Source organism: Dyadobacter endophyticus (assembly GCF_014641595.1).
Taxonomy (GTDB): domain Bacteria; phylum Bacteroidota; class Bacteroidia; order Cytophagales; family Spirosomataceae; genus Dyadobacter; species Dyadobacter endophyticus.
In genome coordinates, this window is the sequence record NZ_BMIA01000009.1 from 12889 (window position 1) to 36285 (window position 23397).

At 41.7% G+C, this 23397-nt stretch carries 32 protein-coding genes; all 32 read right to left on the reverse strand.

From position 1 onward, the window contains the following. Nucleotides 1-280 precede the first annotated feature (280 nt). The 32 genes from IEY24_RS31810 to IEY24_RS31965 all read right to left on the reverse strand — a co-directional run bounded on the left by IEY24_RS31810 (nucleotide 281) and on the right by IEY24_RS31965 (nucleotide 23350). Nucleotides 281-655, reverse strand: coding sequence for a hypothetical protein (locus IEY24_RS31810; RefSeq protein WP_188939337.1), 375 nt, complete (start codon nucleotides 653-655; stop codon nucleotides 281-283). A gap of 12 nt (nucleotides 656-667) precedes the next feature. After that, complete coding sequence (locus IEY24_RS31815; RefSeq protein WP_188939338.1) at nucleotides 668-1141, reverse strand: DUF2147 domain-containing protein; 474 nt, start codon at nucleotides 1139-1141, stop codon at nucleotides 668-670. A 175-nt stretch (nucleotides 1142-1316) separates the two neighbouring features. After that, nucleotides 1317-1577 (reverse strand): hypothetical protein, encoded by a 261-nt coding sequence (locus IEY24_RS31820; protein ID WP_188939339.1) that lies wholly within the window; start codon nucleotides 1575-1577, stop codon nucleotides 1317-1319. 7 nt (nucleotides 1578-1584) lie between these two features. Beyond that, a complete protein-coding gene (locus IEY24_RS31825) occupies nucleotides 1585-1821 on the reverse strand; it encodes a hypothetical protein (protein WP_188939340.1) in 237 nt (78 codons plus the stop codon). A gap of 35 nt (nucleotides 1822-1856) precedes the next feature. Then, complete coding sequence (locus tag IEY24_RS31830) at nucleotides 1857-2285, reverse strand: DNA-directed RNA polymerase subunit alpha C-terminal domain-containing protein (protein WP_188939341.1); 429 nt, start codon at nucleotides 2283-2285, stop codon at nucleotides 1857-1859. 101 nt (nucleotides 2286-2386) lie between these two features. Continuing rightward, a complete protein-coding gene (locus tag IEY24_RS31835) occupies nucleotides 2387-2665 on the reverse strand; it encodes a hypothetical protein (RefSeq protein ID WP_188939342.1) in 279 nt (92 codons plus the stop codon). Between the two features lie 588 nt (nucleotides 2666-3253). Beyond that, nucleotides 3254-3727: a hypothetical protein gene (locus tag IEY24_RS31840; protein WP_188939343.1), complete on the reverse strand. Its 474-nt coding sequence runs from the start codon at nucleotides 3725-3727 to the stop codon at nucleotides 3254-3256. A 15-nt stretch (nucleotides 3728-3742) separates the two neighbouring features. Beyond that, the gene (locus tag IEY24_RS31845; protein WP_188939344.1) at nucleotides 3743-4165 is read right to left on the reverse strand and encodes a hypothetical protein; all 423 of its coding nucleotides are present in this window, start codon (nucleotides 4163-4165) and stop codon (nucleotides 3743-3745) included. Between the two features lie 587 nt (nucleotides 4166-4752). Beyond that, complete coding sequence (locus tag IEY24_RS31850) at nucleotides 4753-5082, reverse strand: hypothetical protein (RefSeq protein ID WP_188939345.1); 330 nt, start codon at nucleotides 5080-5082, stop codon at nucleotides 4753-4755. 330 nt (nucleotides 5083-5412) lie between these two features. Beyond that, on the reverse strand, nucleotides 5413-5598 hold the full coding sequence (locus tag IEY24_RS31855) for a hypothetical protein (RefSeq protein ID WP_188939346.1): 186 nt from the start codon (nucleotides 5596-5598) through the stop codon (nucleotides 5413-5415). Between the two features lie 215 nt (nucleotides 5599-5813). Continuing rightward, nucleotides 5814-6173, reverse strand: a complete 360-nt coding sequence (locus tag IEY24_RS31860; protein WP_188939347.1) for a hypothetical protein — start codon at nucleotides 6171-6173, stop codon at nucleotides 5814-5816. Further along, nucleotides 6154-6816: a helix-turn-helix domain-containing protein gene (locus IEY24_RS31865; RefSeq protein ID WP_188939348.1), complete on the reverse strand. Its 663-nt coding sequence runs from the start codon at nucleotides 6814-6816 to the stop codon at nucleotides 6154-6156. Before IEY24_RS31865 ends, IEY24_RS31860 begins: the two co-directional genes overlap by 20 nt. 192 nt (nucleotides 6817-7008) lie before the next feature. Next, a complete protein-coding gene (locus IEY24_RS31870; RefSeq protein WP_188939349.1) occupies nucleotides 7009-7242 on the reverse strand; it encodes a DUF2442 domain-containing protein in 234 nt (77 codons plus the stop codon). Beyond that, nucleotides 7232-7465 (reverse strand): DUF4160 domain-containing protein, encoded by a 234-nt coding sequence (locus IEY24_RS31875; RefSeq protein WP_188939350.1) that lies wholly within the window; start codon nucleotides 7463-7465, stop codon nucleotides 7232-7234. The genes IEY24_RS31870 and IEY24_RS31875 overlap by 11 nt, the downstream gene beginning before the upstream one ends. Nucleotides 7466-8069: 604 nt before the next feature. Further along, nucleotides 8070-8624, reverse strand: a complete 555-nt coding sequence (locus tag IEY24_RS31880) for a hypothetical protein (protein ID WP_188939351.1) — start codon at nucleotides 8622-8624, stop codon at nucleotides 8070-8072. A gap of 108 nt (nucleotides 8625-8732) precedes the next feature. Beyond that, complete coding sequence (locus tag IEY24_RS31885; protein ID WP_188939352.1) at nucleotides 8733-9650, reverse strand: ArdC family protein; 918 nt, start codon at nucleotides 9648-9650, stop codon at nucleotides 8733-8735. A 702-nt stretch (nucleotides 9651-10352) separates the two neighbouring features. Continuing rightward, nucleotides 10353-11276, reverse strand: coding sequence for a hypothetical protein (locus IEY24_RS31890; RefSeq protein ID WP_188939353.1), 924 nt, complete (start codon nucleotides 11274-11276; stop codon nucleotides 10353-10355). A 9-nt stretch (nucleotides 11277-11285) separates the two neighbouring features. Further along, complete coding sequence (locus tag IEY24_RS31895; protein ID WP_188939354.1) at nucleotides 11286-11747, reverse strand: hypothetical protein; 462 nt, start codon at nucleotides 11745-11747, stop codon at nucleotides 11286-11288. A 244-nt stretch (nucleotides 11748-11991) separates the two neighbouring features. Further along, the gene (locus IEY24_RS31900) at nucleotides 11992-12426 is read right to left on the reverse strand and encodes a DUF6705 family protein (protein WP_188939355.1); all 435 of its coding nucleotides are present in this window, start codon (nucleotides 12424-12426) and stop codon (nucleotides 11992-11994) included. Between the two features lie 2 nt (nucleotides 12427-12428). Beyond that, nucleotides 12429-12680, reverse strand: coding sequence for a DUF3127 domain-containing protein (locus IEY24_RS31905; RefSeq protein ID WP_188939356.1), 252 nt, complete (start codon nucleotides 12678-12680; stop codon nucleotides 12429-12431). A gap of 3 nt (nucleotides 12681-12683) precedes the next feature. Beyond that, the gene (locus IEY24_RS31910) at nucleotides 12684-13121 is read right to left on the reverse strand and encodes a hypothetical protein (protein ID WP_188939357.1); all 438 of its coding nucleotides are present in this window, start codon (nucleotides 13119-13121) and stop codon (nucleotides 12684-12686) included. After that, nucleotides 13118-13657, reverse strand: a complete 540-nt coding sequence (locus tag IEY24_RS31915; protein WP_188939358.1) for a conjugal transfer protein TraO — start codon at nucleotides 13655-13657, stop codon at nucleotides 13118-13120. Before IEY24_RS31915 ends, IEY24_RS31910 begins: the two co-directional genes overlap by 4 nt. Next, nucleotides 13654-14583, reverse strand: a complete 930-nt coding sequence (gene traN / locus IEY24_RS31920; protein WP_188939359.1) for a conjugative transposon protein TraN — start codon at nucleotides 14581-14583, stop codon at nucleotides 13654-13656. The genes IEY24_RS31915 and traN overlap by 4 nt, the downstream gene beginning before the upstream one ends. 13 nt (nucleotides 14584-14596) lie before the next feature. Further along, a complete protein-coding gene (traM, locus tag IEY24_RS31925) occupies nucleotides 14597-15979 on the reverse strand; it encodes a conjugative transposon protein TraM (RefSeq protein WP_188939360.1) in 1383 nt (460 codons plus the stop codon). A gap of 146 nt (nucleotides 15980-16125) precedes the next feature. Then, nucleotides 16126-16746, reverse strand: coding sequence for a conjugative transposon protein TraK (locus IEY24_RS31930; protein ID WP_188939361.1), 621 nt, complete (start codon nucleotides 16744-16746; stop codon nucleotides 16126-16128). 204 nt (nucleotides 16747-16950) lie between these two features. Then, nucleotides 16951-18150 carry a TraJ family protein gene (locus IEY24_RS31935; RefSeq protein ID WP_188939362.1) on the reverse strand — a complete coding sequence of 400 codons (1200 nt, stop codon included), beginning with the start codon at nucleotides 18148-18150 and terminating at the stop codon, nucleotides 16951-16953. Between the two features lie 9 nt (nucleotides 18151-18159). Then, complete coding sequence (locus IEY24_RS31940) at nucleotides 18160-19353, reverse strand: hypothetical protein (protein WP_188939363.1); 1194 nt, start codon at nucleotides 19351-19353, stop codon at nucleotides 18160-18162. A 23-nt stretch (nucleotides 19354-19376) separates the two neighbouring features. Continuing rightward, complete coding sequence (locus tag IEY24_RS31945) at nucleotides 19377-21896, reverse strand: TraG family conjugative transposon ATPase (RefSeq protein WP_188939364.1); 2520 nt, start codon at nucleotides 21894-21896, stop codon at nucleotides 19377-19379. Further along, entirely contained in the window at nucleotides 21893-22195 is a 303-nt protein-coding gene (locus IEY24_RS31950; RefSeq protein WP_188939365.1) for a DUF4133 domain-containing protein, read from the reverse strand. The genes IEY24_RS31945 and IEY24_RS31950 overlap by 4 nt, the downstream gene beginning before the upstream one ends. A 9-nt stretch (nucleotides 22196-22204) precedes the next feature. Next, entirely contained in the window at nucleotides 22205-22621 is a 417-nt protein-coding gene (locus IEY24_RS31955; RefSeq protein ID WP_188939366.1) for a hypothetical protein, read from the reverse strand. 2 nt (nucleotides 22622-22623) lie between these two features. Beyond that, entirely contained in the window at nucleotides 22624-22941 is a 318-nt protein-coding gene (locus IEY24_RS31960; RefSeq protein WP_188939367.1) for a DUF4134 family protein, read from the reverse strand. 70 nt (nucleotides 22942-23011) lie between these two features. Beyond that, nucleotides 23012-23350, reverse strand: a complete 339-nt coding sequence (locus tag IEY24_RS31965) for a DUF4134 family protein (RefSeq protein ID WP_229223377.1) — start codon at nucleotides 23348-23350, stop codon at nucleotides 23012-23014. Nucleotides 23351-23397: the final 47 nt, after the last annotated feature.

A 23397-nucleotide genomic window follows, 5' to 3' on the forward strand; every position in this document is an offset into this window, starting at 1 on the left:
TTATTAGTGAATTAAAGCTGTCTACAAATTTGAGCGATCGCGGCCAGATGCGGAAGATACTGAACAAAAGAGATGTCTACATTCATGTGATCAATTTCCAGATGTTTAAACCAGATTCAGTGATGGCCTGTCTACACTTCGAAAAGCCGGCGATTGCAAGCGGCGACTGATCCAGCCGAGAGCTGCGCCGTGGCTGTCTACATGGGCATATCTGTCCCGTGCCACTTGTAACTGCCGTCTTAGGTTATCTTGGTCTTTCATTGATGTTGATTACAGTAATTCAAATTGATTGTGTGGTTGGCATATCCAATGCCGTCGCCAGTAACTCCAATAATGGGCCGATCAAAAGGATCGTCGCCAAGATCAGGCACATGCGGACTACGAACCTGTTCGCCTGGCGTGCGGCCAAAGCAAGAGCGAAGCCTAGCAAGCCGCTGCCTACGACTGTCCTACTATAAAAGAATACGTCATCGGTGAACAGGGACCGGTGTGTGACGCCCGAACCGATCATCAGGACAATGCCCACGCGGAGCACAAACGGAAACAGCGCAATGACGAGTAACCATGCTGCTGTATCTTCCTCGCCTGGCGTCAGCTCCTTCCCGCCGGTGGCGATGACCAGTATTCGGACAAGTGATCTTGAAATGCCGTTCATAGTCGTGATCCGTTAGTCCTGCATCTTGATATATTTGGACTGGCTATATTGCAAGGTATCGTTTCGAATGATCAAAGGCATTGCGCCCAATGCGGTTGCGCCTTCGTAATACTGGCCTTCCTGCTGAAACTTCAAGGGCATGATATCGCCCTGCCAGAACTTGGCAAAAAGCCCGCCGTGCTCTTCATAGATTTCGATACTGGCTTTTCCTCGGGGTGCTTTCCATAGCCCCAGGTACTTGCCCTTCGGATCAGCCTCATGCGTCGCCGGCGCAGCTCCGGTTCCCGTGTTGGCGTGTGTGCTTTGAAGGTAACCGGCCATCACCAGGAAGAATGCCGTAAAACCGCCAAGCACTCTAAAGAGGGTGACCCTGGCCTTGGTGAACGGCTGCCTGCTGGACCAGACCCTGTAAAAGGTCAGCATCAGTACCAAGCCGGTTACCCCACCGACCACAAAAAACAAATCAGCCCATTTCAATCCTGTCATCCTCGTACTTTTTTAAGTTGTATAGATATTTTGATTCCACTCTTGCGTCATGTTTTCGTCTTTAACATAAAATAGATTATTCGACCAATTTTTTAGCCTCCCCGAATAATCCTTTTTCAGTCACCGGTTTTTGGTAGGCAGGTCGTTGGATTTTCATTGTTGGGGCTACACTTTGCTACCCTCCGAAGAAACGCGGTCTTGGAGACCGCACCTTCGCAATCCCCCTAGCATGGACCAACTCGGCCGACTTTTTCCGCCTTCTTTTTAGATTATAGATCGCGTCTTCGTTGATGTCAATGCCAAGTTTATCTTTAACCCGTATAACCATGATCTGCGCGGGGATTTCAAAACGTGCTTCACCATAATATTTATGCAGCACATCAAAGCGACCTTTCAGTTTCAGCTCGAAAGCTTGAATGACATATTGTCTATTCATATATGTATCATCTTTGCAGGTACTCCCGGATCAAGAGTTTCACAACCGGCGCGCTCTCTTCGTGAATCCGGCAATACTTCCAGTCTTTCCCGATCACGATAAGCGGCCTTACAGTGTCTAAAATTTCTTTGAGCCTCGGGATATTCCCTTCAATCCCGGCAGTGTGTACGGTCGTGACTACCAACTGCTCCGACTCGGTCAAATCTTCCCACCGACGGGTTTCTTCTAGTCCTTGCTTTTTCATTTCATATGATTAATCATTAGAAAACGAATCGCCATTCATATAGTTTCAATCGCGTTAATAAAATTAACCACTTCATCAAAAGACTTCGTACCAAAATTACGGAATCTCAGCAAGCTATCGACTCCGTGCTTGTCCTTATATGCAAGTAGTTGCCGAACCGTCCTAATATCCGCGCTTCTCAGGCAAAGGAATGTCCTAGTAGAAAGTGGCGTTGCGCTTATTTCTCTATCAAGGTAATTTTCTACATTGCCGTCTGAAAAACCCTGTAAAGCCGTCCTTGTTTCATAAATAACTTTTCTTTGACTTTCAACAAATTCTGCAATCAATTCTATATCATTCTTAATATTCTTATCAGGTTCGTATGTAACAGCCTTTTGAATAGTCTTTTCCACCCTTCTTACAAAAAGCTCTACGCGATGTGATGCTTTCAAAATTTCATCTGTGATGTTTTTACTTTTACTCATAATAAACTTCAAGGGATGTAACCGCCTAAAAAAGATTGGCCAAAAAATAAAAAAATAAATGTTTGCACCCTAGACCGGAGCACAGGATGGCAGGAATAAAATTACGAACCGTAACTGAATATGTGGGCAGGATTTACGACTTTAAAATAAACGGATTCAGAAATATTAGCCCAGCATTTGAATGGATCAAATGGCATAAGATAGACGCCCCACACAGTTCGTTGAGCATCTTCGTCTATCATCAACCTTGGAAACTGATCTTCCTTCTCGTACCCCTCTGGATCATCGCGCGAATAGCGAAGAATCTTGATTTCACCTTCTGAAACCATTTCAAATTCCAACGTCCAAACACTGCTGATCAGCTTTATTGTAGCTTTCATGACTTCTGCTCATTAACGTATGGGCACCGATTGATTTTGTTCTATAAATATACCCGTTTTTAAAATACTAAGAAACTTTTTTTGGGTATTATTTTAATATTGTTTATTGGCGAAAGCAACCCGTAGAAGACAATTTTTAAGATGTGCGCAAAGCGACATAAGCCGTAACGCGCGTAGTCCTGACGTTAAAATTTTAGAAGCCCTAAAAACCACGCACTGCAAACGCTAAAATTGCTGTGAGAGTCCAAGCAAAAAAATGCAACATAATCGTGTTATTTACTAAGTTCTTCATATTACGCTCAAGTTGTGGCTTCTTTCCTTGAAGGTAGTGTTGTCAAGTTCCAAAAAGATCATCTGGCTACCCTCAATCGAATGTCTAACTCCTCGCACATATGTAAAATCCATATAACTGCCAAGTTCAATATACTCGCCGACGATCTTAGCTTCTTCCGCAGTTAGAAATACGTAAGGGTCGATATATTCTCCAATGCGTGGAATGATAGGGAGGTCAGCTTCTATGGACAAATTAAGTCCTTTGAAGTAACGATGATTTAGAAATATTTTATAAGTCATAGCCTCTCAGGTTTCTTAGTGTTCAAATCTAAAATCTACACCATGTGTCATTAGCTGCTCAAATTCATTTTCCCAACCGTCTGTTTTGTGTACCATTACTAGAAACAGTTCCACGTGCGTAATCGAATGATACCACTTCTGAAACCACTTCTGAAAGACAAAGAAGCAATAAGGGTCTTCTGGTTCGAAGAATGACAATATTGCTTCGCCAACGTGATTTCGAGGGTAAAAACATCTAGGGGAAATCATATCCCCTTTGTGCAAATTCTGAACAAAACTGTAATGCAGTAATGTACTCTGTTCAAAAGCGTTTTTGAGTAAACCCTCCCTATCTTCTCGGCCATTCAAATAATCTTCCAATATTGCAATACGCTTCGAGAATTGTAAATCATTTCTGTTTCCCTCGATTTCCCGATTTATCAGACCGCCAATATTTAGGTAATTTAGATCGATATGATCATTATTATTACACTCAAAAGTAACTGTCATAAGAACATTATTTTACTAGACTGTTATAAATACTTCGATCAACCTACCAGTATGGTTTATATCCAAGGAAATGACCACACAGCAACTGTTAAGAGTGACATCATCATCTGAGAATAAGATTGGTTTCTCCGTTTTGAATACCGTGTCCTGATCTGTTCCCACAGGCCAATATGCTTTTGCACTAACTGTTGCTACTAACGCTGCCAGACCAAAAGAATCGACAAAATCAACAAAGTGCTTAATGTGCTTGGGCTTCTCACTCTCCCACCAGTCCAAATATTCTTCCTCGGTCTCTCCTTTTGGGACATACACATAATTTACAAGCTGTGCTTCCCAGTGAACAGTCAATTTCCAGCCATTGGATAACGTTCCCGCAACAGAATCAATTTTTTGCATCCTGTCTTTGTCTTGGAAATAAATTTCTTCTAAAACTTCCATAGTGTTACCTTCTCTTGGTTTGTCAACAATATAGCAAAATCTTGATGCAGGTCTGCAAACGCATCATGCGTGATTTGACACACCTTTGATTTAAAAATTTCCTAAGATGCGAACACGGGGCGCTCTGTACCGTACCTGTATCCGTGGACGCATAACAGCAACAGGTGCATTATACACTGGCTGTACATTTCTCCTTTGCATCACGTAGATCATTCTGTTCACGATTTTTTCGGGAACTCCTTGGTTCGTCAGCTCGACAATATCCTCAGGTTCCAACCTGAAACAGCAAACCGATTTCTCTATTTTCGTCAGAATGATGCGCTCTGAAACAGCATTCGTATACATATAAACAATGTCAGCATTAACCAAACACGTCTGAGCAAACGCGATAGTAGTAAGCAGAAACAGAAAGGGAGTAAGAAGAATCTTTTTCATAAATGAAGGTTTTAGTTTGTTGTATGAATGTCTACATTCGACAGGTCGATATCATGTCGATAGCGGCTGATCCGCGCCTGAGCTGGGCGGGCTGTGTCTACATTTCAGCGTAGGATATCCAAAACTTTTGACCTGGTTGCTGTCAAGATTGTCTACAAAGAGATTGATCCGGCGACCATCAGTTTAACAGCAACAGCGACCGCCAGCCAGCCAGCAATCAGGTAGACTACCGGCATTAACGCGCGACCATATAATCCTTTATTGCCAGCCTGATAAATGACGATTGACAGATATAGCAGGTTTAAGGCGACCGCTAATTGAAGAATCTTGCCAGTTAAGACCCGATTGGGTAAAATACCCAAAACGCTGAAAATTAGCGTTAGGAGCACCAGCCCAAGGGCATATATTGAAACTTGATATACCCGTTTTGTTTGGCTTTTACTGTCGTTTTTCAACCGTTTGGAGTCCTGATCGTTCTTCATTAGTCGCGGCGGTTAGAAAATGACTTGGGCACTCGTGGGCTTCTTCCTCGTGAACTGGTTCGTTTATGTGATCCCATCTGTGCAATCATCTCATTAATCACTTCGTCGGGGACCTTATTTTTCGAAATCTCGATCAGGTCACTACTTGCCAGATTGAAACAGCATTCCGAGTATTTCATTTTTGTAATGATCACCGAACTACTAACCGAATCGCGGCACATCGCATAAATGTCTTCATTGCTAAGGCATTTTTGAGCATATGCCTTACTAAACAGGAAAAGGGTTAGAATTACGAAGATTGGCTTTTTCATCTGTTGTATGTGTATTAAGTTAAATAACTTGGCAGGTATCATTATTATAAAAAATCCATTGCTGGCCGCTTCCCGGATCAGTCCAGAAAATTGACCTTCCGTCTTTTATACCGATGTACTCACCGCCGATTTCAAACACGGAACCGAACTTTCTTGGCTCTTCAATCTTAGTTACTACAAATGAGACTTCATTTTGCGATTCCATGATATGCTGTATTTGTGATTCAATACACAAATGTACCCATTATTTAAATACAATACAACCTTTTTCGGGTATTGTATTTGACTATTTTGTCTACAATTTGAAATAATCCGGAAGCGCTCGAGCCAGGCCTGGCAAGAAAAAATGTCTACAAAAACTCGGCAGTACATTCAGTGTTGGCAGCCAGAGAGAAAACAGGATGAGAACTTACATCATTATCATGATCTATGATTCAGTAGATCAGTAAGCGAGTTCACAAATACACTATTTTTCGCAGGCGATGAGTGACCTATCAAATTATTAAAGGAACTGACAAATGCCTTATGCTTGGATTCATAAGCCTGATTTTCGTCGGTTAAATTTCTAATCCGGCCTCGCATTTCTCTTAACTGCTCATTGAGCTTGTCAATTTCGGTTTTTGTCCTGATTTCATTACGGTGAAATTCCCGTATCAATTGCTCGACGGCAGTAGAGCCGTTAGTTGTGCGCACGTAATCTCTGCTTAAATAGTCTTCGAGAATTTCCCGTATATCTGCTTTGTTTTCAGCATTCAGGTTCCTAAGCAATATTTCTTTCATTGTCTAAAAATTTAAGCGTGCTTAAATGCTCCAAATAATCACTAATCTTTTTGAGATTGGCTACTCCCCACAGTTCCCGCCCGTTCACCACGTTCATGATGATATTGTAGTTAATGTTACTGTACTTGCTTAATTCGGTGAAGGGTATACCCATACCTTTCAGGCGTTCCGTGGTCAAACGCTCGATCAGCTCGTACTTTTCGGTAAGAATATATTTCATCCTATCCGCTTTCTCTCTACCAATCTGCTCGGCATAAAAATCGACAATAACGGCCATGTCATTCGGCGAAATAGATTTACTCCCCATCCTTCGAACTAGCGTATCCCACTTTACACCAATCAGCTTTGCAACTTTGGTTCTTTCAAATATTGGATACATCAGATCATTAATTTGCTCGATCTCGTCCAAAAAGCTCTTGATAGTCAAGCGGCTATTAAAATCAACGATTAATTTTTTATTAACAGCATCAGCCCATTTTATCAGCGTTTTTAGACCTAATGACCTCTGCCCTTCTTCGATGGCAGAAACTACTTTTGGATTATAGCCGATGATTTCAGCCATTTCTTCCTGGCTAATGTCGGCCTGTTTTCTTAGGCGTTTAATCTTTGTCGCTATTTCCTGCTCTAATGCTTCGTTGTTCATAGATATTATAATAAAACCCCTCCAAAAAGGGGGGCCGTTAATGAATTTTACAAATTCCATATAGCCAGCCCATTAACGTATGAGCACCGATTGTTGCAGCATAAAACTACCCATTTTTTAAATACAAAACAACAAAAAAAGGGGATATTCCAAAGATTTTTAGAAATATCCCCCCACTATTTTGAGCTGTATTTAGCTTGAAATCGGCTCTTTCGAGTAGGTAAAGAACCCTTCAAAACTCAAATCTTCGTCCAGTTCCGGCCAGTGGACGCCGAAAGGCGACAATTCGAAATTATGCCGCTGTCCCTTGGTGGCTTTGTCGAGCCTGGGAAACCATTTTAAGGGATGGCTGCGCCTCTCGCCTTCGACCGTTTCAATGAATATTTCATCGTTCTGAAACCAAACTCTTTTTACCTCAATGTCCATGATATTCGTGCCATTTGGCAATTATGATTTCCTTGTTTTCTTCAATTATAGCTTCTGCTAGGCTAATATCCTTTTTTTTGATTCCCTTATTACTGGTCAGTTTTACCGGATCGACTTCAAAACTTGCTTCCCCGTCCGAATTTCTAACGTGAACATGGATCGGTAGATGTTCGTTTGAATAAAAGTGGAACCGCAGACCGAAAATAATAAATAACGTAGGCATTTGATTTCTCCTGATTAGCGTTAGTTGCCCATATAAATGTACCCGAAAATTAAACACATAGCAAATACTTTCAGGAATTAACTATAAAAGGCCAGTATTAATCCCCAAACTGTCAGTAGAATGAAAGAAACAAACAACACTTGTTTGCCAGTCTCCACATATTTGAAAATGCTTTCCTGATTGATGAATTTGTTAACCTTCATGTTTCCAGCCCATTAACGTATGAGCACCAATTGATTTTTCTATACGAATATACCCAATATTTAAACACAATACAACACAAATCGGGAATATATTTATATAATTATATAAACCGCAAAGCGGCCCGTAGAAGACAAATAAAATGTGCGCGTAGCGACATAAGCCGCAAACGCGCGAAAGGTGTCTACAAAATCGAGCGATCGCTTTGAGCTGCCGAAGATCCTGGACAAAAGAAATGTCTACATTTTTGGTGCGAAATTTCTGGAAATTCTGACTTGGTTTAACCTTGGATTGTCTACATTATGCAAAGCACGAGGCGGCCACCGGTGGCTGATCCAGGCGCGAGCTGAACCGGGACTGTCTACAATAATAATGACAGGATGGGCGGCAAAGCCGCCCCGAATTACGCGTATGAGGACCAGTAAACCGGCTTACCGTCCCATTTGGAAAGCGGGTTTCTCTGATCAACTTTCAAACCGTATTTCCCTATACGTAATACAATTTCCTCGCCTTTGAAACTGTCTTTAATGGCTGACGTGTAGCCGTGGTCGATAGCATTGTGCTGCTTATCTTGGTAAAGCTCCCTAATAATAACCTTTATGCCTTTAACCGCTATAATCTGGTAAAACTCGATGTTGGTTTGATCATGCCCCCATGAAGCGTAAAATATAGCTCCGGGCTGAATGTCTCGCGCATTTCGCTGCTGCTGGCGCTTCTGCCTTTCACTATTGATCTTGTTTGTTTCCATTGCCCTGTTTACCAGTGAGTGATAGCATTTATTGAGCTCGTCCAGGGTATCGAAGTAGCGTTTGACAACGGCCTTGGTAGATCGTCCACGGAAGGCTATAAAGAGCAGGGCTTTTTCATCGATAAAAAAGGTGTATCCGTGGTTTACTACCTTTCTCGCGGATGGGTAGAGCGTCTGAACCGACGCAATGAAGGTTTCAAATTTGGTCATTATAATTGCCCATTAACGTATGGGCACCGATTGGTAAAGACACCAGCGGGAAACCGAAATTTCCCGGCTGGTGGGGAATTAGCCTGCTGTGAAGTTCGATGTGGTCAATTACTCGTCATTCGACTGCTCACCTAAGATGTGAGCTGTTGCCTTTTGAGCGGCAGAAGCAGCTTTAAAAACGAACTTTTTATCGTTTTTGAGGGGTTTGAGCCATCCTTTGATGTAACTCGCAGAATTACTATCTAGCTCCGGCGAACTGATCCCAGAAACGGAATTAAGGTATGCCGCGCCCATTTCTGCGATCAATTCCTCCTGGGAATATCTTTTGGAGCCAAAACGGTCAAATTCTGCAACCCCTTCCCTGTTCAATCGCTTTGGATGGCCGGTTGAATGAATTATTTCATGAAACAGAATGCTATAATATGCCTCTGAACAATTAAAGCTGCTCATTGCGGGCATTTGCACTAAATCGCAATCCTTACGATAATATGCTTTGCTACCGCCATGTTTAAATGTTGGTGCGGACTGGTATCCCCTAAGAATGGATTCGCAAGCTTCAATTTTTTCACTTTTGTGCTCTACGCCAGCCGGTATAGCTACCGCAGGGACTTCTAATGTGGTTTGCTCGATGTTAAAAACATAATAGAGCTTATAGCAAAAGCCCTTTTTATCAACCTCCTTAGATTCTCCGTCTACCTCTTTAGTTTCCCGGAAAGTATATGTCTTGGCAAAAACTACAGGTGTCGCCTTTTCTCCCTTTATTACCTGTCCTCCCTTCTCGTTAACTTGCTTCATAGTCAAAAAGTAAGGGGATGAAAAGCCTGTACAACTAAGCATGAAAAAGTTAATTCCCCGATAGGGTTTCTTACTTACGTAGTTTTTAGGACCAGCAAAATCAGAATTTGGCTCGACAAGCCATGTTTTTCGCCACGGATTCACCCCATCTTCGAGCATTTTAATAATTCTGTCAGTTACAACCTGAAAGACATCGTTTGTAGTAGTGGGGACAAAATTCTTAGCTTTCATGATTTGAGCTCATTAACGTATGAGCACCGATTGATTTTGTTACATAAAGATACCCGTTTTTTAAATATATTACAACTCTTTTCGGGTATTTTTTTAACTTTTTTCGAACGCGAAAGCAACCCATAGAAGACAAATTTTAAAATGTGCGCGTAGCGACATAAGCCGAAAATGCGCGTTAGGTTTGTCTACATTTGATCGTGTGCAGCTCGTGCCGGCTTTGATCCTGGACGCAAATAATGTCTACATTTTACCGCGGGATCTCCGGAACTTATGACCTAGCCAATCGCTGGATTGTCTACAAGCGTACTCCCACTGACGCGGTTTAATCATCAGAGAAAAAGGGGAATAATTCTTTCCCCCAAAACCCAAATCTTAATGTCTTTATAAGGAAGCGGTAAGAATCTGTCAAGGTTTTCAAAAAAATACTCTTCTGACGCAGGAAGAAGGAAGATTTTTTTGAAACGCGCTGCGCTCGACCTTGACAGATACTGTGAGCGACTTATTTTTACATTTAGGTTTGTGTTGCAGGGAGCAGGTACCGTTGACTGCGGGCAAGCCGAAACAGGGATAGAAGCGGCATCCTTTTTGCGGAGAAAAAAGATATAGCGGATAGCCCGCCCCTGCGGGGTTTCCCTACATCAAAAAATAAAAAAAATGACCTGAAAACGATCAGGCCACTTTCAAGATTACTATACTCAACGTTTATACCGCTAATGCCGGTGCCTGTACCTTCGTCTGTTCTTTGGCCGCTTGCTTCTCGATCTGGCGCTCTGAAAACTGACTATTTGCGCTGGTTAGCAGTCCATTTTCTTTACCTTCCATGCTCACTGTTTTATCTTTTTGAACTGTGAATTTTGTATTCTGGTGGTCGCTATAATCCCCAACCAACAGCTTCAATTTATCCTGATTTGTCAGATTATTGCCTTGAATTTTATCTGGTACGGACTCCAACTGCTTGTCGAATTTTTTGAAAAGATTCGTCGCGTGCTTATTGTTTTCCAACTTCCCTTCCTGAAAAGCCTCTTTAACCTCCTTTTTTTCCCTGGCGTTTAAGGGCTCAACCACAATCGGCTTGATTTCGATTTTCTCCTTCTTCTCGAGATCCTTCCTCTCGTCCACAACTTTACTCTCTTCGGACAGCTTATTTTTCTCGGAGATGTAATCTTTATGCGGCTTGACGACTTTAACAGAGCCATCTTTGATGCTTTTTACGAGATCTGAAATCTCGGTTTCAAATTTGTTATCAGTACGCTTCCATGCGCCCGATTCCTTACTTAACTCTATGTAGGATAACTTATTACGGTCTTGCTTGTCGAAACCAAACGTCTTGTCCTCCTTTCCAATAATCGACGGAGCCTTAAAGTTTTCCTCAAACTGCCTACGAGAACTCTCCTGCATGAAAGACTTAGATGGCATAATGATCTTAACAGCCCCTTCTTTAACCCCCTTGGTCAGTTCAGCCGGAGTGGTTTCAAATTTGTTCTCCGTTCTCTTAAACTTATCGTTATCATCTTTTTGAAGCTCAACATAAGAAATCTTACTTTGCTCTTGCCTTTCTAAGCCATAAGTTTTTTGATCTTTGCCGATCATCTGAGGCGCGTCGAATTTATTGCTATTATTTTCCATAGGAAACTGTTAAAATGGTAAAAGGTATGGTACTTTATTAAAAAAATCATCCTTATATAAATGTGCTTCACTATCAGGAAAATGGTTGTAATACTCGCTTACCAACTCAATTGCTTCCGAAAAAGATTTAGGCGCTTCCTTGAATTCAAGAAAAGTCTGAGTAGCCTCTCTAACGTCCGCCATTAGTTCTTCATTAGGTAAAAAATCTGGCAAAAATTGATAAGAATTAAAATGATAGAATACATTTATTCCGTCAATATTCATAATGAAAATTACGTTCCCAACCGGAAACCCATTAAGACGAGCATTATTAATTACTCTGTGCCGGTTCTGCAATAACTCATCCTTATAGCAATCAATCTTTTTCAGAAATGTATCTGTTTCAATCTTCCAGTTTCTATATGAAATCCAAAATACATATGCCAGGATAGAGAGAAAAACAACCAATAAAATAACGTCGAATAGCTTCATAAATCAGGTGTCAAATACTGAAACTAGATGCTTAAATTATTATAAATTCGCTGCTTAAATTCGCGTGTACGCCGATTGTATATATTGGCGTAGTCCCAATAAATTTTGTTCGCCCTAAGCCACCGAATGGCCTTTTCAGTATCATGGACGTATTTTAAATACAAAACCTGTTTATCAACAGGTTTTGACCTAATATCGCTATCCTTTATAAAAAAAGTCATGGAAAAGTCATTCTTTGCCCCTTTCATATCCCTTCCTTTAAATACTTGGAAATGCCGAGTTCGAGATATATTTTACCAGAAATAACGCGGTACGTAATTGCCGCCGACCCGGAGGTAAAAGACGACTTGATGCTAACAAGCGGCTGGAATGTCGGAGACTTGTCCCAAGGAACGAAGTTGATTGGAAGCAAGTCCTGAGCCTCGTATACGTCCTTATCCAGTTCGTAAGCACCTGCTAACATCACATAGTGTTTGAACGTGTAGGCTCCGCTCTGCTTAGTGACAATAATTTTTTTATATGGCTGGTTATCAACCGTATAAATCCACTCTCCGACAAAACTATCAAGAGACGAAGCAGCTCTTTCGGCCTTGGCGTCAGCGGAAATATTATCTGGCTCGGGCGTATCCTTTGAGCACGAAACAAACAGTAGGGCGAAAAAGACAAATAATGGCTTCATTTTCAAATGATTTTAATGATTGTTAAATCTGTAAAGAACCGACCGTTATTTTCCCGACTTTCGATCTTAAATTCAACCTCAATTTCATTTTCTAAAATAAGTTTAGGATCATTTGCCAGATCGTTCCATAGCTTAAAAGCCACATTTTTATCGTTAACGAGCCCAAAAATCCATCGAACTTGTAAGGACTTGCCACCCGATTTTATATCCTCCGGGTCTTTAATTGATAAAATTTTTAACTTGGTTGAGAACATTTTTTATTCAGTTGTGGTGATGCTTAATTTGGTTTCTTTGGTTACAGACCTGATTGTTGTTTCGATGCTAATTTCATGTTGTCCTTTTTTCTCTGACTGATATTTAAATATAAGTAAATAGTTCTTGAAATCAGCATATCTGATATTGATTTTATCATTATTGTAAAGAGTATCACCCTTTATAATATACTGGGCAAAATTATTAGAATCGAATTTCAATGTAACGTTATCCAGATTGGTAACATTTTCAAACGGCCTAAGATAGATCGTAGGATTGGTACTATATTTATTCGATTCCTTATCATATTTAAAGAAACCAGGAGCCTCGGACAGTAGGTTATAGTCTGGTTCAGCTATATCCTGCGGGTCGATGTCCACGGCAATATCTTTGTTGCAGGAAAACAAAAATATTGCAATTAAAGTGTAGAGTAGATATTTCATTTTAGATGAAATTTTAATCCTATGTAAGGATAGGTCGTGAATTTTTGATAATTGGATAGAAAATTATAGGTCACCCTGGTCCCAATGACAATAGGGGAAAATTCATACTCCGCACCAGTTCCTAACCCTAAAATGAAAGCTGATTTGGAGCTTACATAATTAGGACCGGAGTATTCTTTATCCCGATTGATGGATTCATACCCAAAGTCGATAGTGCCGAGTACTTTGAAGGTGCTTCGCAGGTCTGCGCTTGAAAATATGTTCAATTCCTGCTTGAACGAGGCTTGGTACTTTTCAACAGGGATTAGATTACCGCTTAACTTCTTGGCATACAGGAAAGCAAATCCTCTGGTATTAAGCCTCTTGCTGTATTTGCCGTATTCTACTTGCAAAAAGAAGTTATCAAAATCAGGATGAATCAGTTTATCATACCCACCAGCATTAACCTGAACGTAATGTTGGTTTTTGATATGTACCTGTGCGTTGGTGAAGGCCGAGCACAGCAGGATCAGCGAGGCGATTAGTATGTATCTCATTTTTTGAATGATTTAGCTTTTGAAACGATTTTCGAGTTGATGGGAAAGCGCAAATGCCGCCCACCTTTCGCCTCATATACCTCAAAATCAAGTTGTTTATCACTTGAAATGGTGATTCGCGGGATGGCGATCACAAAACTTTTGGAAGTGCTGTGCTCTAAAATATCGATGTTGTCCAGCAAAACAATGCTTAGTTCTTCCTCTTGTATGACTTGGCGTTTAGCCCCTTCCACGTCGCGCAGGTAGATTTTCACGAAATCGACCGGATAAGTAACACCGGAATAGTTGTGAAGGGTTACGGCCATGTATACCAGTGAATTATCCATATAGATGTTGTCCAGGAAAGCGGAAACATTGTGGTTTCGCACACCGATATTTTTGATGGTCTTTTTTGAGTTCAGGATATAGCTGAACTTGTCTTGAATCTCTTTTTCCGAGAGGTTGACCTCCGGTATTAAAAAATCCGATTTATGGAAAGTGGAAGCATTGAACGTGCGTGAAACGATCTTGTCAGATTCGTAGTTTTTTTCTACGTTAATATTCAGAATTTCAGGAGTTTCCTGATAATTGACGATGAACGAATAGAGGTCACCGCCAGACGTTAAAACAGTAAGGTTTGACTCTTTAAAACCTTCGTCTGTGATGGCTTTCACTTTTAACACGTTGTTGAAAGAGGGCGTGATTTCGGTAATGATTTCAGGGATACCCGCGTCAACTTCTTTAATCTGCGACGGGAAGATGATGTGTACCGTTTTGGTTGAGTTGATCCCCACCGGATGGCTCCCTTTTATAGACATTCTAGCGATAGGAAGAATGTAGTTATTGCGCTTTTCAGCGTCTCTTACGTTATCCGGGTTTGCGGGTTGCAGTTGAGCAAACAGGGAAACCGGGATAAGGAAGGCAAGAAAAAAGGCGTACTTTTTCATGATTAGTAGTCTGTTAATAATTTGAAATTGATTCGGTGTCGTCGGTGTTTTCCAGTTCACCGGCCGTTAAAAGGACTTTGTAGTTCGGTTTGATGGTCACGCGTACGATTTGCATTTTTCTCCTGGCAAATTGTGAAGCACCTTGTGTCAGAGTTCGGGCAACATCCGTCGCGACCTGAGTTCCGATCTGGTTTCGCATGGAGCCCTGTGTCCAGACGGAACCTTGTAACGGCCTAGAACCCGCTTCGGCCAATTCGCGGCCTAGTAGATTTTTGTCCATCAGGTTCGGTATATACAACCCTTGAACCCCATCGATGTCAAAGGCGATCATTTTAACGGGGATAACGTTGTTATTGATCCGCACGGAGCCAATGACGATGTTAACACGGTCTTTGGAGATACGAACTGTGCCTACTAAAAGGGAGTTTCTTGGCAGCAGAGTTTTGATGTTACCCATGTTAATATACGTTGCTGCGAGTAGGCGAAGCTTTACGCTGGATCCGTTTTGAACTTTGATGCCATCACCGTTACCATGTATCACCGCGGGTATATAGCTGTACTGGTTCATTGTTTCGGCTTCCAATGAGCGGGATTCACTATAAAATCCGGTACTTGTAGCCTTGGCAATCGTATTTTCATTAATGGCCGGTTGCAAACTGTTGGCCGCTCCTTTCGGTTGCCCAGGATAGCCCTTTTTTTGCGGCTTGCCTGCCATCGGATCATTAATACTAACCGCTGTCGGGATCACGCCGGAAGGTGCATTTTGAGCATTTGAGGCTTTTTCTAAGCCAGCAAGCACAGCTTTTGTCATTTCTGCATTGTTTTGACGTTCCAGCTCCGCAAGTTTTTCCTCCCTGATTTCCTCCTGTGATTTTTTAAACAAGGGAGTTTCAGGATTAGCGTCGTAGGCGATTTGTCTGCGAGCTGCGGCGATTTTCCGCTGGTTCTCTCTGTTCATTTGCTCTTTGGTCTTCATCTTCGGAGTGTGCCTCGGTGCTGTGATTGGGGCACCAGTATTACCGGCTTGACGGACTTCCTCATAATCCTTTTCTGTAAGTCCTTCGTTGGATCTGCGCTTATACTGATCAGGCTCACCGGTGAGATCAGCGGCACCGGTTTCGTAACTCTCGTCGGCTAACTTCCGTTTATAATCCCGTCCATACTTGCTCTTTTCCTCTTTTGCTTTGTTCTTGGCTTCAAGCGGCATGATGTTTTCCAGATCGCTATTTTCATCTGCGCTCTTCTTCTTTCCAAGGCTATTGTTAAAGTAGACGATACCACCAACTAACAGTACAATGGCACAAAGCATGATTAGCAACATTTGACCTTGCTTCTTCTTTTTAGAATCTAGATCAATATCCTGCTGATTGTTATTTTGGCTATTTAAATCGCTCATAGATGTAATGAATAATAATGTTGTATATGATTAAGGCAACAATAATTCCGAGAACGACGTAAGGCTTATTACTTGCCTTATCAAGTCGTTTAGCAATCCGGTGCTCAATTAAAAGGTGATTATTAATCAGGCGAGGCCAAAGCTTTTTAATTCGCATCTTCTAGTGAGTTTTTGGCATCAACAGACGAAAACTTAAAATCGCGTATTATCAGTCCGTTAGGGCTGTTTGTAGTTCTAACCACATCTTCAAGTTTGCAAGTTGAAGTTCCCTTTTTCGTGCCCTTTCCAGTCGCGCGGGTTTGATATATACGGAATTGTGTTTCAGCCGTATACGGATAGGTCGATGTATTTACGAGAATAGTATCGATCTTGACTGTCTGGTTAACATTGCCCTGGATCATGTTTCGGAAAAAGTTCCTCTCAATCAAGTCGTCATAAAGTCTTTTAACACTTTCATCACCTAGGTAGAAGGCTTTTTCCATGTTCAAATCAACCGCCTTTGGATCGGGTGATATTGTAAAAAAAAGTTCATGGAAACGTTCAAGTTGATAACGTATCTCAGCCGATCTGTTTTCATTGACAGTAGATACCATTGCCTCAAATTGCTTGTCCTTGTTTACGACATAAATACGTTTTGTAAAGTCATTGGTGACCTGATTTGAAAAGACAATCGAAGTGATCGAGATTATTACCAAACTGATAATTGTAATTATCGTCAATAATCTCTGGTGCTTGAACTTCTTGTCTATCTCGAAAAGCTTTTCCATGTTATTTTTTTGGTTTTAAGTTTACTTCAATTGAAGCCCCGTTGGAACCGTAGACGTAGGTTCTAGCTATCGTCTTTTCATAGGACTTATAGTTTGTGACAACGACATACAGCGTGATCATTGAAGCGATGGCGACGAGCACGGTACAGGCCATAATCCAAATTCTGTATGCGTAGACCAGATTGTTATTGTAGTATTTCATGGTTATACCTTGGTTGATTTACTATCGCTACCTCCCTTACCAGCTTTGCTAATTCCCTTTACTGCCCCAACCGCTGCACCTCCCATAGCTCCTATTGTGGCTGCTACTGCCCTACCTGCTGTGCTTTCAGTGGAAAGAACTGCGCTTCCCACTGCTGCGCCCTGGGCCGCGCCTCGCGCTGCTCCTGATGTTGCGCTTGATGCGACACGGCCAATTCTATCGGCTGCATTAGTCATTCCTCGGGAAGCGGTGCCGGCGGCTTGATTAACCGCTCTGGTAGAGCCAGCCATTATAGTACCCACGCCCCCGATATTTACAAGCATTGCAGTCATGCTGGGCACGAATAGGTAGCCTACCAATGAAATGCAGAGAATGCCTATGTAAGCGAAGCCCAAAAATTCCGGGTTTTGGGTATCTGAACCTGAAACTACGTCAGCCGGGTCAGAGCTAAGGTATAGGTCAAGCAACCCGAAAGAAATCGTCGAGTACATTGCGGCCACCGCTGGCAGCAACGAGAAATTGACATATTTCCCGAACCAATGGATCATATTGTTTGTGAAGCCGGGGAAAATGGTGAGGGTTATAGCAATCGGAAACCCCATTTTCAAAACCAGTCGGTAACACAAGCTCATGAGTAGTAATGCGGCTTCGGCAACATACATAAGCGTAATCAACAGATTTTGAATCAGCAGGACCAGGGCAATTTTGATTTGATCCGTTGATCTTCCCATCATCAGCTTGATATCGTCCCCCAGGGGAAACATCCCGCTATCATCTTCCGCACGTGTATTACCAAACGTTTGCTCATATAATGCTTCATCGTTGCCGATTTTATCCCATTTTTTGTCGATGGCTTCCTGCATTTTTTCAGAGTTCTTTTCAATGCGTTCCGCAATCTTAGCGTTAGACCCGTTCACCGCTTGCCTGATCTCTGTTGAAACCTTGTCAATCCCCTCAGTAACGGTTGGTGAAAGAGGGATCAGCATCAGGACAAGGAACGGCCTCATGTAAGGGAGGAAGTTAATTTCCTCATTGTAGTAGACCTGTTTGATCAGGTTGCCAAAGCAGTATAGGGTTGCGCCAATTGCAGCAATGATATTGACTTTGCCCACGATCATGGCCGAAATCTGTTCGGTCATTGGGATCATTTCATTATAAATCTGATTGATCAGGCCGATTACCCCTTGTCCTATATCTTCCATGTTAAAGTACTATTGTGGGTTGTTTTTCAAATACTCGGCTTCTGCGGCCTTCATGATCGCGTCGAATGACTGTGCCAGCTCCTTACATTCCTGAATTTTGTATTCTTTCTCGAGCTGCTGGTCAATACCATATTCCAGATATAGCTCCTTAGCGAGAAATTCCACCTGCATTTGAAATATCTCGGGCGAAATCCGCTTTCCTGACGGATCATAAATCGCGAGGATTTCGTTTTCAAGCATATTCTCCAAGTTGATATTACCGGATACAGACACTGAATTAGCGGACGTGAAGCTGGCGCTATCCCCGACTATCGCGTTCATTTGGCTGTTGAAATTTTGCTGCGCACTGGATTTGCTCTGGAAAAATCCATTTTTGGCCTGCATTACATAACCCTGTTCCCAAAGTTTAGCCAGGGCGTGCGCCTGCATTTTTGTTGCTTCATATTCCTGACGCTTGTAAAACATCTGATTTCTAAATTCACATTCGCGCATTTTCTTTTGGAAATCCTTGTAGGCTTGTGTCTCATACAAATAATCCAAAGGAATATTCAGCGAGTCGTTGTATTTATCATCGTAACCTTTCGTCCCTACAATTGCTCCAACACCACCGCCGAAGTAACCCTTAGGAACGACCGCAGCAAATTTGTAGAGATTAGATGTTGCTGTTACATCCGCTTTTGAAGCTGATCTTCTGATAGATGCACCCTTTATTCCCTCGAAGTAACGTGTAATTTTACCTTCAAATGCGCTTACCTTCATGTAGGTATCGTCAAGCCATTTTGCGCGCTCTGCGTCAGTCATTTGTAGCACACCACCGGAAGCGGTTGTAGCTGACTTCATGTCTTTAATCAGCTTCGTTGCTTCCTGTGTAAACATGCCCACGTCTTTTGACATCAATTTATATTCTACCGGATAAATATGCCCGTCTTTGGCAATGGCAGCCGAATAGGTATTAAGTTTTGCTGTAATGTTTGAGACCGAAGTAATGATTTCGGAGCCTCGGTGAAATTGCCTTACAGCGGACGTTACCTTTTTCAATTTTTCGATATTCGAGACGATTGATTTAAAAGATGGGTCTTGAAACATCTTAATCAGCGTGGTAATCGCCGTGTGTATTGGGTCATTTGTAACCATTTGGGCATGTACGTTCAGTGAGGAACCACCCATAAAAAGAATCACGAGGATTGTAAGAATCTTTTTCATGATAATTTGATTTTTATTGTTTGTTATAAAGTTTGATCAGCCCACATTATAGATGCCTCATAAAGGCTTATTTCCTTTTCAGCCGAAAGTCGGCGAATTTCGTCTACTTCGGTTGGCTCCGTTGTAAACAGACTGTAAGCGTGTTTGCTAACCTCTGTTCCATAAACTTTGCAATGCTTACCAAGGATAATAGCTAATTCTTTGTAGCTTCCTCTGTTGTGTGAAGTTGGCAGCTCTTTGTTGATTGAAAATATTTGTGGAATATTCGAGTTTGGTATTTTGAAAAGATTGAATATTGTCTCAGGGTCTTCCTCATATTTATTGATATCCATAATAATTTTGATATCTGTGTTTTGTATGATGGTTTCCTTGATAATTTCAGATTTAAGCAAATCTTCAATTTCCTGAGTAATCACCCCGATTGCTCCGAAGTGCTTACGAGCTGTTTTAAATGCCCAAAGAAGGAAGGTTGCGAAAAAATCAGATGAAATTGCTTTCCATGCTTCTTCAATAAAAAGCACCTTCAAAATACCGCGAACTTCAAAAAGCTTAGTAATAAAGGTGTTGGTAATCATTAAGGTAATGATCGGCAACAAAATCGGGTGATCCTTTATATTGTCTAGCTCGTAAATTACAAAAGGATGGCGGGATAGATCGATTTCTTCTTTACCGTTCAACAGGTAATCATATTGACCACCTTCATAAAATGGCAAAAGAACATAATTGAATTTCTTTAAATCGAACTCTTTATTTTCTCTACCTCCCTGCTTTTCAAAAATTTCAGGAAACACATTCTTGGTATAATCATAGAATGTGTTAAAGCATGGTCTGATATATTCAGGCGACTTCTTGTTAAATTTGGCGTTATTTTTTGCCAGATAATCATAGTAGCCGGTGACCATGTTGTAAAGGGTAACTTCTTCGGCTTTGGTCACTTCCTCGGATTCCTTCTTATAGAGCAAGAAAAGAATTTGAACAATCGTTTGCTTAAACTCTTCTCTTAGCTTTGAAGCGTTTAATTTATCAAGACCACTTGTGTTAACTTCGGTATAGAACGGATTAAGAGAAATCGGGTTGCTGTCAGTGTGTTCTATATACTTCGCACCCAAAATCTCCCCCAGGCGTTTGTAAGAGTGGCCAATGTCGATGATGCTAATATGAGCGCCGGAATGCCGCAGGTAGTAAATTAAGTTATTGTTAGCAAAAGATTTACCAGAGCCGGAAGGCCCAATGATTGTAAAATTCCTATTTGTGATCAATCCCTCTTCGCGAGGCTTAAAGAACAGATCAACAATGCGGGGGGTACCGAATCTGTCGGTTAGCAAAAGACCGTTTGTCTGATATGGAGAGTTGCGGTAATTGGTTTCTAGGCTATACATAGAAATCGCATTCGATAGGAAGCAGGTCACAAAGTTGTCGTGCCCTAGTTCCTGAGCGTTACCCGGAATAGACGACCAATAGATTTGCTCGGCAAACGTTGTAGCAATTTTTGCCGTGAATTGAGCGTTAGAAATGGCTCCCGATGCGATTTCCTTGTATTCTGCTAAGACATCAAGGTCTTCATGGAATATTTGAACGTTGAAGTGAGCCTTTACAGCTATCTCACCATATTTCATTGTATCCATGAAACGGGTCTTCTGCTCAAAGGAAAAAGTATTATCCCTACTCCATTGTGAAAAGCTCAAATGACGCTTCGTTTGCTTGGTTTTCTCAACAATAAGTTCGGCTTGTTTGGTAATATAGAATACCTGGTTGTATACATGGTTGAATGGTAAATTGATGCCAAATGATGAACCAAATGAGATCGGCATTTCGGTTGTACTGCTGAAATCCCTAAAAGCAACAACTGGGGTTAGCTCGGAAGGAAATTGTTCGAGATCATTTATTACGAATGTGTATGTATTCTTATTTCCAATCTTGAAGTTCGAATTTTCCCGGTTGATGTCATAGATATTGGTATCATCGAAAGCTAGGGTAAAATAGTAATTAAGAAGTCCGGGTGTATCGCGGGTTCCTACAATTTGGTCCCTGTTGAGTCTAGTTAAACGAAGTGACTTTGTTTGGTTAACGGCTGCAACGAATGACGCTACTTTTTCCTGAAAGCTGGTTAGCGCTTTCGGGTTATTGAGGCTTCGCGGAACCAAGCTTTTCTTAAATAAAGAACTTGCGGCAGAATTGCGGTCACCTGGGTCTGATGATGGCAGTGTAATATAGATAAAACCTTTGTGGTTAGTAAAAGGACGATCTTTAAAGTGTCGTTCATTCTCGCGGATGATGGTGTCACCATTATCATTGTAAGAAAAGTCAGGCTTATATCTGTCCTCAATAAAGAAATCTTGCTTATGAATAAGAAAGCCCTCACCAAGTGATTTAGACGCACTCATGATTGCGTCGACAACCGATGAATAACTACCTTGACTGGTAATAAAAATTTCAGGGTAATCTATTGCAAAAAAATAACTTATATCAGCATTCTTGCTAATAACTAAGCCATCGTCTGACACCTGCAACAGCGGAAATATATCTTCGATCTTAGTTCTCATTTTTTAATCATTTTAAAGAATTGTTGATTCTGAATAATTGCCTTTGGTGCTTTGTGAGACTTATGGATGTGCCCAAATTTTTTATTCATTTCCATTTCATGTTTGATATAGAAGAAACCACCCGTTCCAATGCCAAACATAATAAAAAAGAAAAGGATAGAATTTAGCCCGAATCCGTAAACAATGAATGTTATAGCTACTAGTATCAAGACCATAGCAATTAGGCGGTTGAAGTACCGGCCTTTGAAACCAATGAATTCGATTTCATCGTCAGCACCTTTTACTACTTCCTTTATCATAGTAGACGATTAGCTTAAAACTGTTTCAATTATTAACCCGAAAGTGAACAGGAAAAAGAGTGAGGCAACCCATCGATAAACAAGCTCCGTAACATCGTCACCGGTGGTATATCTGTGATAGATGTGAATTACGGCAACGATTGCCACTATAAGACCGATCGTAATTGCTGCGCTGTGTGTTTCCTTCGCAAACATTCGCGCGGTACTGATCGGGTTGTAATCACCTGCATTCCCGGCCAAAACTAGGCCGTATATCATATGATTGAGGATTACGGCCAGGATCAAGCCACCAAGCCATGTAAAAATCAGTGGTATAACCGCTTCTCCCCTACCCCACTTCTGATATATTCTGAACCCCGATGCAACTCCGCCGATAGCCACGCCCAGAAAACCTATTTCCTGGATCGTATAGTATAGGTTCATCATAACTATTCAAAGTTAAATTCTACGCCCCCTGTCCCTACCGGGTTCGCAGCCATCCATGCCTTCAGACCGGCTATGAGGAATACACATAGCACCATTCCGAGCATCCACCTGGAAATTTCGGATACGGTGTTTTCGCTCGTACCAGCCTGCCAGTTGATATATATTCTGTAAGCGGTCAGAATCGCGAGTAATGCAAGAATGGCATAGGTCAGGTTCACAAATACATTCATATTACTTGCCAGTGGCTCAATGAGCAAATTCTTGATCCATCCATCAGATTCAGAGCTCCCTGTCAAGTCAACGGCTAATATAGTTTGCATACCAATGAAAATTTTGGGGGTGGCAGCTCGGAACTACTTCGATACTGCCACCCGAATAAAGGAATAGTTTTTAGCCGCCGATAAACATCGCTCGCACAACCGTATTGGCAACAAGCAGGAAGAGCATAGCTCCAAACCAACCCATTGCACCGGACATGACATTGTCCTTGCCTTGCTGCCAGTTGGTGTATACCCGAAATGCACCAATAACCCCAACAATGGCGGCAGCGACATAAACGACAGTCGTAACCGGGTCGAGATATTGTTCCAAATCACCTGTTAAGGCATCCAGTGCCGCAGCCCCTTTGGCGATGCCACCGGTTTGTGCATGCACGGCATTGAATAAAGCCGATGAAACAACCATTGCCAGCGAGGCAAACATTCCTACCAGTAATCGTAACCTTTTCATAATAGTTTTTAATTGTTTAATGTGACGTAGCAAATATAAAAAACTAT